This is a genomic window from Cellulomonas sp. ICMP 17802, from assembly GCF_041295535.1.
Classification (GTDB): domain Bacteria; phylum Actinomycetota; class Actinomycetes; order Actinomycetales; family Cellulomonadaceae; genus Cellulomonas.
Genome location: NZ_JBGFQZ010000050.1, coordinates 1 through 12,175, shown reverse-complemented (window position 1 = coordinate 12,175; position 12,175 = coordinate 1). Strand labels below are relative to the sequence as shown.

The 12,175-nt window shown below is 76.0% G+C and carries 10 protein-coding genes; all 10 read right to left on the bottom strand.

All coding sequences use genetic code 11. The features are described from left to right. Positions 1–1,438: murein biosynthesis integral membrane protein MurJ (gene murJ / locus AB5970_RS18785; protein ID WP_370505476.1), on the bottom strand; the 1,438-nt coding region annotated here is incomplete at its 3' end. Continuing rightward, entirely contained in the window at positions 1,435–2,325 is an 891-nt protein-coding gene (locus AB5970_RS18780; protein WP_370505475.1) for a hypothetical protein, read from the bottom strand. The genes AB5970_RS18780 and murJ, both read right to left, overlap by 4 nt. After that, entirely contained in the window at positions 2,322–3,350 is a 1,029-nt protein-coding gene (locus AB5970_RS18775; protein ID WP_370505474.1) for a copper transporter, read from the bottom strand. Before AB5970_RS18775 ends, AB5970_RS18780 begins: the two co-directional genes overlap by 4 nt. 70 nt (positions 3,351–3,420) lie before the next feature. Next, positions 3,421–4,599 (bottom strand): putative cytokinetic ring protein SteA, encoded by a 1,179-nt coding sequence (gene steA / locus AB5970_RS18770; protein ID WP_370505473.1) that lies wholly within the window; start codon positions 4,597–4,599, stop codon positions 3,421–3,423. Between the two features lie 6 nt (positions 4,600–4,605). Beyond that, complete coding sequence (gene recN, locus AB5970_RS18765) at positions 4,606–6,336, bottom strand: DNA repair protein RecN (protein WP_370505472.1); 1,731 nt, start codon at positions 6,334–6,336, stop codon at positions 4,606–4,608. After that, a complete protein-coding gene (locus AB5970_RS18760; RefSeq protein ID WP_370505471.1) occupies positions 6,333–7,226 on the bottom strand; it encodes an NAD kinase in 894 nt (297 codons plus the stop codon). The genes recN and AB5970_RS18760 overlap by 4 nt, the downstream gene beginning before the upstream one ends. Continuing rightward, positions 7,223–8,032 (bottom strand): TlyA family RNA methyltransferase, encoded by an 810-nt coding sequence (locus AB5970_RS18755; protein ID WP_370505470.1) that lies wholly within the window; start codon positions 8,030–8,032, stop codon positions 7,223–7,225. Before AB5970_RS18755 ends, AB5970_RS18760 begins: the two co-directional genes overlap by 4 nt. Positions 8,033–8,038: 6 nt before the next feature. Then, a complete protein-coding gene (locus tag AB5970_RS18750; RefSeq protein WP_370505469.1) occupies positions 8,039–8,206 on the bottom strand; it encodes a hypothetical protein in 168 nt (55 codons plus the stop codon). 159 nt (positions 8,207–8,365) lie between these two features. After that, positions 8,366–9,406 carry an HAD-IIA family hydrolase gene (locus tag AB5970_RS18745; protein WP_370505468.1) on the bottom strand — a complete coding sequence of 347 codons (1,041 nt, stop codon included), beginning with the start codon at positions 9,404–9,406 and terminating at the stop codon, positions 8,366–8,368. Then, on the bottom strand, positions 9,403–10,359 hold the full coding sequence (locus AB5970_RS18740; protein ID WP_370505467.1) for a hypothetical protein: 957 nt from the start codon (positions 10,357–10,359) through the stop codon (positions 9,403–9,405). The genes AB5970_RS18745 and AB5970_RS18740 overlap by 4 nt, the downstream gene beginning before the upstream one ends. Positions 10,360–12,175 lie beyond the last annotated feature (1,816 nt).

The following is a 12,175-nucleotide window of genomic DNA, read 5'->3' as shown; positions in this document are numbered from 1 at the left end:
CGCGGAGGTCGACCCGATCCGCCTGCGCCCGCACCAGCCCGGCCGTGGCGGCCCGACCGGCGGCGCGGCGCAGCAGGACGACGGCGACCGTGCCGCCCACGAGCATGCCGAGCGAGCTCGCCTGCGCGAGGGCCAGCAGCGTGGCCTCGGGGTCACCACCCGCCGGCGCGTAGGCGGCCGCGAGCAGGGGCGTCGCGACGGCGACGGTCCCCCAGCCGGCCACGTTGGCCGCGATGGCGGACCGGCCGCGCTCGAGGGCGTAGAGCGCGCGGGAGGCGTGGAACATCAGGGCGAAGCCGAGCAGGCCCGGCATGAGCCACGTGATGGTGCTGGTCATCGCCCGCATGCCCGCTCCCCCGTCGGCGATCGCGACGAACACGTCGGTCACGGCCGGCGCGGCCGCGGCCAGCGCGGCGCCACCGAGCGCGGCCGCCGCGAGCACGGCCCGCGTGGTGCCGGACGCCATGCGCGCGAACGCGTCGCGCTCGCCGGACGCGGACCGCTGCGCCAGGCGCGGGAACGTCGACGTCGCCAGCGGGACCACGAGCACCGCGTACGGCAGCAGGTACACCTGCTGGGACCACAGGTACACCGACCAGGTCCCGGCGTTGCCCCGGGCGGACGCCACCAGCAGGGCGACCATCACCGAGAGCTGCTGGGCGACCAGCGAGCCGACCCCGGCGAACGCGAGGGCCGCCAGCCGTCGACCGACGCCCTCGGGGAAGCGCAGGGTGGGGCGGATGCGCACGCCGAGGCGGTGGACGGGCACGAACATCGGGAAGCACATGGCGGCGACGCCGAGCGTGGTCCCCCAGCCCAGCACGGCGAGCGCGCCGCCGGGGACGGCCGCCGGGTCGTCGAGCTCGCCGCCCGCCAGCGCCGCGTAGACCAGGTAGGTGGCGATGACGACGAGCGAGGAGAGCACCGGGGCGAACGCCGGCCAGAAGAACCGCTTGTGCGCCTGCAGCACGGCGTAGAGGAGCACCGCGATGCCGTACATCGGCACCTGGACGGCGAACACGGCGATGAAGTACTGCAGCAGGTCCCGCTGGGCGTCGCCGAGGTCGCCGGGCCACGCCGACGCGATGAGCCCGCTGCCGGCCGCGAGGAGCGCACCGAGCGGCACCAGCACCAGCAGCGTCCAGCCGACCGTCGCCGACGTGATCGCGTCGACGTCCTTGCGCAGCGAGCGCGACACGGGCAGCGCCAGCACGGGGACCAGCGCCCCTGCCAGCGCACCGCCCGCGGCGACCTCGAACAGGACGTTGGGCAGGGTGTTGGCCGCGTTGTAGACGCCGCCGATGCTGCCGTCGTGGAACGCGTGCGCCTGCACCAGGTAGCGCGCGAACCCGAGCACGCGGCTCAGCACGGTGACGGCCGCGATCATCGCGGCGGCGCCGCCGAGCCCGGCGAGCGTGCGCCGCGCGGCCGGGCTCACGCGGACCGGTCCACCGGGGGGTCGACGGGCCGTCGACCCCAGGCGTCGATCTCGCGCAGCACCGGGGTGCGCTCGATCACGTGCGTGAAGCTCACCTTCTCGCTGGCGACGGTGAGCCCGACCACCACCGCCAGCACCGCGAGCCGGACGGGCCGCGGGGCGCTGAGCACCACGGCCGTGCCCAGGGTCGCGCCGAGCGCGTTCGCGCCGCCGTCCCCGAGCATGTCGGCCTCGGCCAGGTCCTGGTCCATCGCGGCGCCGACGACCCCCAGCACCGAGGTCGCGGCGCCCGCACCGTCGCCGGGCGCGAGGGAAAGGGGCGCGGCGACCAGCGTGGCCGCCTTGAGCGCGCGGCCGGGCCGCAGGTCGAGCAGGTTGAGCAGGTTGGCGCTGGACGCCACCAGCGCGCCGGACGCGGCGACGTCCGCCAGCCAGCCGACCGCCGACCGCCGGGTACCGTCGGCCCGGTGCGTGGGGGTGGCGACGGCTGCCGTGACGAGCGCGCCCGCGCCGATGCCCAGCACCTTGAGGCCGCCGGTGGTCAGCTCGCCGTGCGCCAGCGCGCCGAGGTGGCCGCGCAGGCCCTTGCGTCGGGACGCGGTGTCCTCGCCGAGGTCGTCGACCAGCCCGAAGGAAGCGCCCGACGCCGTGGCGACCGTGAGTGCGACCGCGCCGCGGGTCGACGGCGCGCCCACGAGGCCGCCGGCGAGCAGCCCGGCGGCGACGGCCGGCCCCTCGAGCAGGCTGATGGGCTCGCCGCGGTGGTTGGTCCGCACCCAGCGCGCCTGGCCGCCCGGGGCCTGGCCGTCGAGCACGCCGCGCACCACGGACGTCACGGTGCCGGCGGCCAGCCCGGCCAGCGCACGACGCAGCAGCCCGACCGTCATCCCTCGGTCCCGCCGGACGCGCCGTCGGGCACGCGCGGCGTGCGGTCGACGGGCGGCAGCGTGACGGCCTCGGGGATCGGCGTCTCGCCGTCGCCGAACCCGTAGTGCCCGACGGTCCCGGCGATCCTGGCGGCCAGCGCGAGCGGCACGTTGACCTGCCCGGTGACCAGCTCGGTGCCCGAGACCGTGGCGACCGCGGCCGCCAGGTCCTGGTCCGCCAGGACGGCGTCCACCAGGCTGCCCTTGCCGCGCGGTCCGTCGGCCAGGACGGCACCGGACGAGAGCTGCTGCGCGGCGCTCACCACCGCGAGCTGCGCGGCGACGACCGACGCCGACGGCTCGGGGCTGGGCGTCGCGTCCGCGGTCGGCGGGGTGATCGGCACGCCGACCACGACGATCGCGTCGGCCGGGACCGTGACAGGGTCGGCCACGGTGACCAGCGGGCTGTCGCTCTCGCTCGACGAGAGCAGCTGGAGCAGCACGGAGGCGTCGTCGGAGAGCGCGTCGGGGTTGGTCGGGTCCGCCGTCACCAGGGACTGCACCAGCGCGGAGGCGAGCTCGCCCTCGACGCCCGCGTCGGCGGCGGGGACCGGGTCCAGGTAGGTGAGCAGCTGGCCGACGAGCGCCTGCCGGAACGTGCGCGCGTCCGGGTCCGACCAGGTCTCCTCGAGCGTCACGTGCGCCGTCACCGACGCACCCGACTGCGCGAGCCGGTCGTCGATCGCGGTCCGCGTCGCCTCGTCGACCTTGCCGAGCGCCACGACGGCGACCCGCCGGTCCGTGAGGGTCCCGTCGAGCAGCTGCGGGCCGGCCGCGTCGATGTACGTCTCGGCGTCCTTGAGGTCGCCCGACGTGGTGTCGAGCTCGGCGCGCAGCGCGTCCTTCTCCGCGCGCAGCTGCTCGACCTGGCCGGTGAGGGTGTCGCCGATCGTCTCCTTGAGGGGTCCGGCGCCCAGCGCGATGCCGACGGCCAGCGCCAGGAAGACCGAGATGAGCGAGACGATGTGGTAGCGGAAGTCGATCACGGTGCGAGGTCTCCGTCGGGTCCGTCGCCGGCGCGAGCCGGGACCAGGTGCAGGGTGCGGGGGGCGGGGATCATCCGAAGAGTCCGCTCACCCAGGAGGTGATGTCGTCGACGCGGGCGCCCAGCAGGCCGATGAGGGTCTGCCCCGCCGCGGTCGACGCGAGCGCGACGCCGAGGGCCAGCAGGCCGGCGAGGACGAGCAGCGTGAGCTGCAGGTTGGAGATCCGGTTGCGGTACAGCCGCGAGACGCCCTTGGCGTCGACGAGCTTGCTGCCGACCCGCAGGCGCGTGAGGAACGTGCTCGCCATGCCGGACCGCCCCTTGTCCAGGAACTCGACGAGCGTGGCGTGCGTGCCGACGGCGACGATGAGCTCGGCGCCCTTGTCGTCGGCCAGCAGCATCGCCACGTCCTCGCTGGTGCCCGTGGCCGGGAACACGACGTGCTTGACGTCCAGCTGCTCGACGCGGGCGAGGCCCGGCGCGCGCCCGTCGCGGTAGGCGTGCACGACGACCTCGGCCCCGCAGGTCAGCGCCCGGTCCGAGACCGAGTCCATGTCGCCGACGATGAGGTCGGGCTTCCAGCCGGCGTCGAGGATCGCGTCCGCCCCGCCGTCGACCCCGATGAGCACCGGCCGGTACTCCCGGATGTACGGGCGCAGCGTGACCAGGTCTTCCTTGTAGTGGTACCCGCGCACCACGATGAGCACCTGGCGGCCGTCGATGACCGTCGAGATGTCGGGCACGCCGACACCGTCGAGCAGCAGGTCCCGCTCGCGGCGCAGGTAGTCCATGGTGTTCGCGGCGAACGACTCCAGCTGCACGGACAGGCCGGCGCGGGCCTCCTCCATGGCCGCCTCGACCGTGACCGCGGTCTGCAGCACGCCCTCGGCGACGAGCGTGTCCCCGTCGTAGACCGCGCCGTCGACCACGCGGAGGCGGTGGCCCTCGGTCACGGCCATCACGTCCGCGCCGAGGTCGTCGATCAGCGGGATGCCCGCGGCGACCAGGATCTCGGGGCCCAGGTTCGGGTACCGGCCCGAGGTCGAGCGGGCCGAGTTCAGGACGGCCGCAGGCTGGCACGCCACCAGGGCCTCCGCCGAGACACGGTCGAGGTCCAGGTGGTCGATGACCGCGATGTCGCCCGGGCGCAGGCGCTTGGTCAGCGCCTTGGTGCGAGGGTCGACACGGGCCGGACCGGTGGTGTCACCGGATTCGGGCAGGGCGGTGCGTCTGCGTAGGGAGGCTCTCATCGCCGCTCATCGTCCCACGGCCGAGAGCTCGAGAAGCTCTGCGGCGTGCGTCCGCGCGGCGTGGGAGTCCTCCTGACCGGAGAGCATGCGGGCCAGCTCGCGGACGCGGTCGTCCCGCGTGACCAAGCGCACGTCCGACTCGGTGACCACATCGACCCCGTCGGCGGTCGACTTGGTCACCACGAGGTGCCGGTCGGCGAACGCCGCGACCTGCGCGAGGTGCGTCACGACGAGCACCTGGCTGCCCTGCGCGAGCGAGGACAGGCGCCGCCCGACCTCGATCGCGGCCCGGCCGCCGACTCCCGCGTCCACCTCGTCGAACACGAACGTTCCGGGCCGGGTGGCGCCCGGCGCGGTCGCCAGCGCGACCTCGATGGCCAGCATCACCCGCGACAGCTCACCGCCGGAGGCACCCTTGCCGAGCGGCCGTGCCGGGGCCCCGGCGTGCGGCACCAGCAGCATCTCGACCCGGTCGGCCCCGTGCGGGCCCGGCGCGTCCGCGGGCTCGACGACGACGCGCAGCTCGGCGCCGCCCATGGCCAGGCCGGCCAGCTCCTCCGACACCACGGCCGACAGCCGACCGGCTCCGTCCAGGCGGCCACGGGTCAGCTGCTGCGCGAGCGCGTCGAGCTCGCCGTCCAGGCGGGCGCGGTCCGCGCGCAGCGCCTCGATGCGCTCGTCCCCGCCGTCGAGCTCGAGCAGGCGGCGGCCCGCGGTGTCCGCCCAGGCGAGCACCTCGGCAACCGTCGAGCCATAGCTGCGCGTCAGGCTGCCCAGCTCGGCGCGGCGACGCTGGGCGGCGTCGAGGCGCAGCGGGTCGGCCTGCAGGTCCTCGAGGTAGGCCGCGAGCTCGGTCGACACGTCGGCCAGCAGGTACCCGGCCTCGGCCACGCGGGTCGCCAAGGCCGCGAGCGCGGGGTCGTGCGTGCCCTCGTGCTCGAGCAGGCGCCTCGCCATTTCGATCGTGCCGACCGCGGCCGCCTCGTCGGTCGCGTCGTCGCCGCCGACGAGCGCGGTGTGCGCCCCCGCCGCGGCCGTCCGCAGGTCCTCGGCGTGCGAGAGCCGGTCGACCTCCTCGGCGAGCGTCACGTCCTCGTCGGGCTGCGGGTCCACGCGCTCGACCTCCGCCAGGCCCAGCCGCAGCAGCTCCGCCTCCCGCGTGCGGTCGCGCGCCCGGTCCACCAGCTCGGTGAGCTCCGCGTCGACCCGGGCCCGCTCGGCCCAGGCGACGCGGTAGCGCCCCAGCAGCTCCCCGTGGCCGGCCCCGGCGAACTCGTCGAGCGCCTCGCGCTGCACGGCCGGCGAGCGCAGTCGCGCCTGGTCCGCCTGCCCGTGCACCGTGACCAGCTCGTCCGCCAGCTCGGCCAGCAGCCCCTGAGGCACCGACCGACCGCCCACAACCGCGCGCGAGCGTCCGGCGGTGCCGTCGACGCTGGCCCCGACGGTCCGCAGGAGCACCAGGGTCCCGTCGTCGTCGAGCTCGGCGCCGGCCTCCTGCGCCCGCCCGAGCGCCCGTGCGCCCGGCGCCAGCACGACCCGACCCTCGACCGCCGCGGACGACGACCCGACGCGGACGGTCGCCGGGTCCGCCTTGCCGCCGAGCAGCAGGTTGAGCGCCGTGAGCACCATCGTCTTGCCCGCGCCCGTCTCGCCCGTGAGCACCGTCAGGCCCGGGCCCAGCTCGACGTGCGCGCGGCCGATGACCCCGAGGTTCTCGATCCGGATCTCCTCGATCACCGCGCCGCCTCCGAGCTGTCGGGGAACGTGGGCCGCGGGGCGCTGGGCCGGCCGCGCCAGCCGTCGACCGGCAGGCCGAACTTGTGCACCAGCCGCGTGGTGAAGGGCGCCGGCGTCAGCCGCGCGAGCCGCACGGGGACGTCGCTGCGGGTGACCTCGACGCGGGCGCCGTGGGGCACCTCGAGCCGGCGCCGGCCGTCCATGGTGACCAGCCCCGCCGCGGGCGACCGCTCGAGCACCTCGACGGCGAGGCGGCTGCGGGGGCCGACCACCAACGGACGGGCGAACAGGGCGTGCGCGGAGAGGGGCACCAGGATCATGCCGTCGACGTCGGGCCACACCACGGGGCCGCCGGCCGAGAACGCGTGCGCCGTGGAGCCCGTCGCGGTCGCGAAGACGATCCCGTCGCACCCGAACGACGACAGCGGGTGGCCGTCGACCTCGAGCAGCACCTCGAGCATGCGCGAGCGGTTCACCTTCTCCAGCGCGGCCTCGTTGAGCGCCCACCCTGTGCCGACGCCCCCGTCGGGCCGGATGACCCGCACGTCCAGCGTGCCGCGCTCCTCGATCTCGAACTCCCCCGCCGTGAGCCGGCGGACGGCCTCGCCGATGTCGTCGCGCTCGCTCTCGGCGAGGAACCCGACGTGCCCGAGGTTGACGCCGAGCAGGGGCACGGACGTCCCCCGCGTGAGCTCGGCGGCCCGCAGGATCGTCCCGTCGCCGCCGAGCACCACGGCGAGCTCGAACGCCGGCAGGTCCGCGGCCACGGCGTCCTCGGCGGCCAGCACGGGCTCGACGCCGGCCCGCTCGAGCTCGCGCACCACGTCGAGGGTCGCGTGCACGGCCTCCTCGCGTCCCCCGTGGGTGACGACGAGCGCGCGCCGGCTCATCGCTCGCCCTCGAGCACGGCGGCGGTGATGCTCTCGACCGGGACCTCGACGCCGGAGCCGTCGTCGGCGTGCCGCAGCCAGAGGAAGAACTCCACGTTGCCGCTCGGTCCGGGCAGGGGGCTGCGCACGACGCCGAGCACCCCGAACCCGAGGTCCGCCGCCGTCCGGGCCACCCCGGCGACCGCCTCGACCCACAGCTCCGGCAGCCGGACGACGCCGCCCGACCCGAGCCGCTCGCGACCGACCTCGAACTGCGGCTTCACCATGACCAGCAGGTCGGCGTCCGCCGCGGCCACGTCGACCAGGGCGGGCAGCACAAGGGTCAGGGAGATGAAGGAGAGGTCGGCGACGACGAGCCCGGGGGCGGGCGTGACGTCGCCGCGGCTCAGGGACCGGACGTTGACGCCCTCCCGGACGTCGACGCGGGGGTCGTCCCGCAGCGCGTCGACCATCTGGTCGTGCCCGACGTCCACCGCGACCACCCCGGCCGCTCCCCGCCGCAGCAGGACGTCCGTGAACCCACCCGTGCTCGCGCCGGCGTCCAGGCACAGGCGGCCGGCGACCACCGGGCCGTCCGCACCGAGCGCGTCGAGAGCACCCGCGAGCTTGTGGCCGGCGCGGGACGCGTAGCCGGGGTCGTCGTCGGGCTCGACCGCGACCTCGCGCTCGTCGGTCACCTGCACGGCGCTGCGCGAGACGGCCGCACCGTCGACGGTGACCCGGCCGGACGCGATCAGCTCCCCCGCGTGCCGACGCGAGCGGGCCAGCCCGCGCCGCACCAGCTCGGTGTCGAGGCGTGTGGTCACCGGCGGTCAGCCCTCGGTGTCCGCGAGCCGGTCCTGCAGCGCGCCGTGGACGGCCTCGAAGACGCCGACGTGCGCGCGCAGCGGCTGGTCCTCGAGACCGGCGAGCCGCGACAGCGCCTCGTCGACGGCGTCGTCGGACGTCGTCGTCGAACCGTCGGGGTGGGTCGCCGTCACCGGCGTTCCGTCCTGACTCACTGCACCGCCTCCAGCGCTCTCGTCGTCCTTCGGTCCCGGCCACCGGGCGGACCCGCCGCGGCGAGGCCGCGCACGAACGGGACCGCGCCCACGCTACCTGCCGCCGGCGAGACCGCTCGGCCGCCACACACAACCGGGTCAGTCGGAGGCGGGGCCCGTCGCCAGCTCGGGCACCGAGCCCGGGTCGACCTCGCCGCCGCCGTCGACGGTCGCCCACGCCGCCGCGCACGCGGCCCGCACGACGTCGACGTGGTCCTCGACGGACCTGGGCGTCCCGCGCCCGATCTCGAGCGCGCCGCCGACCACCCGGGCCGAGGCCTCCCGCACCGTCCACCAGCCGTCCGCGCCCTGCTGGGGCTCGGGGTGGGCGACCAGCAACGACCGCAGGTCCGCACCGATCAGGTGCGGGCGCTCGCCGGGGGCGGCGAGCACGTCGTCGCGCGCCGAGCTGACGCCGGTGAGCACGTGCAGACCGATGTAGCCGCCCGCCCGCGCGCCGGCCAGGTCGGTGTCGAGGCGGTCGCCGATCACCAGCGTCTCGCGGGCTCCCACCCGCTCCACCGCCATGCGGTACATCGTCGGCGACGGCTTGCCCGCGCTGTCGGGCACGACGCCGGTCGCGGCCTGCACGGCCCCGACCAGCGAACCGTTCCCGGGCGCGAACCCGCGCGCCGTCGGCAGGCTGAGGTCGAGGTTCGACGCCACGTGCCACGCGCCGCGGCCGACGGCGTACGCCGCCTCCGCCAGCTCGTGCCACCCGACCTCGGGCGCAAAGCCCTGCGCGACGGCCGCCGGCTCGTCGTCGGCCGAGTGCACTACCTGGTACCCGGCCGCACGGACGGCCGTGACCAGGCCGGCGCCTCCGACGACGAGCACCTTGGCGCCGCGCGGCAGGCGCGTCCGCAGCAGCTGCGCGGCAGCCTGCGCCGCGGTCATCACCTCGGAGGCGTGCGTGACGATCCCGAGGTCCGTGAGCTGGTCCGCGACCGACTCGGGCTCCCGGGAGGCGTTGTTGGTGACGAACACCAGCCGCATGCCCCGCTCGCGCGCGGTCGTCAGCCCCTCGGCCGCGCCGTCGATCGGGTCGTGCCCGCGGTAGGCGACGCCGTCCAGGTCGACGAGCGCGAGGTCGAACCGGTCGGCCGGCGGGGTCGACGACCCGACGAGACCGCCCGTCACCGACCGCCCTCCGGCTCGTCCGACCCGCGCCCGCTGAGCAGGGCCTCGGGCTCCTCGAGCGCGCGGTCGTCGGCGCCGTCCTCGTCGTCCTCGGTCGCGATCTCCGACGCCACGACGTCGTCGCCGTCGCTCAGCGGCCGGTCGGGGTCTCCCGCGTCCTCGTCCGCCTCGTCGTCGAACGCGTCGGCGTCGTCGGCCGCGTCGTCGTCGCGCCCGAGCTCGCCGGCGAAGTCGTCGGCGACCGCCTCAGCGGCACCCTCGTCCTCGTCCGACTCGTCGTCCTCGTCGTACTCGCCGTCCTCGTCGAACTCGCTGAGGTCGAACGCGAGCACCTCGTCCTCGACCTCGACGTCGCCGGAGGCCTCGTCGAGCTGGTCCTGCGTGTACGGGGCCAGCTCGGCCGCCGCCTCGTCGGACCGGCCGGCCGCCTCGAGCGCAGCCGCGCGCGCCTGGGCCACGCGGATGGCGACGAGGCCCGTGCCTGCCCGCACGGCGGGTGTCGACAGGGACGCGACGGCCGCCTCGGCCTGGCCGAGGTCGAGCCGGGCGCCGCTGACGACCATCGCGAGCTCGATCGCGGCGTCCGCGTCCAGCGTGTCCGCCTCGGGCTCCTGCGCCAGGGCGAGCGCGCGCTCGGGTCGACCGAGCCCCCGCTCGCAGTCCGCCATGATCGCCAGGTGCTCCGACGAGCCGTTGAGCCGGCGCACGGTCCGCAGCTCCCGCAGCGCCTCGGCATACCGGCCCGTGCGGTAGGCGGCCAGGCCGGCCGCCTCACGGACCACGTCGACCCGTCCGGCCCGACGCACCGCCGCCTGCGCGTGCTCGTACGCCAGCTCCGGCTGCGTGTCGAGCAGGCGCCCGACCATCACCAGGTGACGACCGACGCCGTCGGCGTTCTCCTTGCTCAGCGTGCGCAGCCGCCCGCGGACCGACCGGTCGAGGTCGCTGAACACGACCTCGTCCGGGATCTCGGGCGCGACGACGCGCTCCTCCTGCGGCGGGCGCGTGAGACGCCGGTCGTCGCTGCTCTCGCGACGGTCGGGCGCCGAGGCGTAGCCGCCGCGCGCACCGTCGTGGCCGGAGCGACCGGCAGGGGGCCGACGATCGCCCGTGGCCGGACGGTCCGCCCGGTTCCCGCCCGCCGGGGGACGACCCGAACCGGAGCGCTCGGGCCGGTCCCCGGAGGGCGCGCGACCACCGCGGTCGCCGGAAGTCGGGCGGGCACCCGACGGCCGGCTGCCCGAGTCGCCGTACGCACGCCGCTCGCCGCCTGGACGCTCGCCGCTCGGACGGTCGCTGCGCGGACGGTCGCCGCCGGGCCGGTCACCCGAGGGCCGGTAGCTCGAGCGCTCGCCCGACGCACGCTGCCCGCCGTGGCCACGGTCGCCGCCGGGACGGTCGCCGTAGGCCGGACGGTCGCCCGACGGGCGGCTGCCCGAGCGGTCGCCGTACGCAGGACGGTCGCTGCGGCCACGGTCGCCACCGGAGCGGTCGCCGTACGAGGGACGGTCGCCGGAGGGGCGGTTCCCGTACGAGGGACGGTCGCCGGAGGGGCGGTTCCCGTAGGCCGGGCGGTCACCCGCGGGGCGGCTGCCATGGGACGGGCGGTCGCCCGAGGGGCGGCTCCCGGAGGACCGCTCACCGCCGGACCGGTCACCGTAGGACGGGTGGTCAGGGGACGGACGACTCCCGTAGGCGGGACGGTCGCCCGACGGACGGCTGCCATAGGACGGACGGTCGCCCGACGGACGGCTGCCATAGGACCGGTCACCACCGGACCGGTCACCGTACGAGGGGCGCTCGCCACCGCGGCCACGGTCACCACCATAGGACCGGTCACCATACGACGGACGATCTCCGGACGGACGGCTGCCATAGGACGGACGGTCACCCGAGGGGCGGCTCCGAGAGGACCGCTCACCACCGGAGCGGTCACCGTACGAGGGACGGTCACCACCGCGGCCACGGTCGCCGCCACCGGACCGGTCTCCATACGACGGGCGATCACCGGACGGACCGCTGCCGTAGGAAGGACGGTCACCCGCGGGGCGGCTGCCGTAGGACGGACGGTCACCCGAGGGGCGGCTCCCAGATGACCGCTCACCACCCGAACGGTCACCATACGAGGGACGCTCGCCACCGCGGCTGCGGTCGCCGCCACCGGAGCGGTCACCGTACGAGGGACGGTCGCCCGACGGACGGCTGCCGTAGGACCGCCCACCACCGGAACGGTCACCGTAGGACGGACGGTCGCCGCCGGACGAGGGCCGGCCTCCGCGCGAGTCGCCGGAACGTGCACCGCTCGAGGGGCGTCCGCCCCGGTCGTCGCCGGCCCCGTACGCGGGCCGAGCGCCGCGCGAGTCGCGAGAACCGTCGGAACGCGGACGATCGCTCGAGCGCGGGGCGCCGGAACGGTCGGACGAGCCGGACCGCGGGGCTGAGCCTCGGCCCTGCGAATCCCGGGGACCACGCGCGGAGCTGTGTCCGCCGTCGGGTCGGCCACGGTTCGCTCCACCCGACCGACCACGGTCGTCAGGTGTGCCGCCGGCACGATTCTCGCTGTTCATCTGTGTGCTCTCCTCGTCGCGATCGACCGCCCCATCGTCTCATCCCCTGCTCCGGACGCCGAACGGCGGCCGTGGGGCCGCGCCGAATGGGCGGAGCGGGGACGACACTGCGGTGATTCATGGTGATCAATACGCCCGACGTTGCGCGCACAATTGCTTTCCTGGGAAACAGAAGAAGCCACCCCCGTAGGGGTGGCTTCTC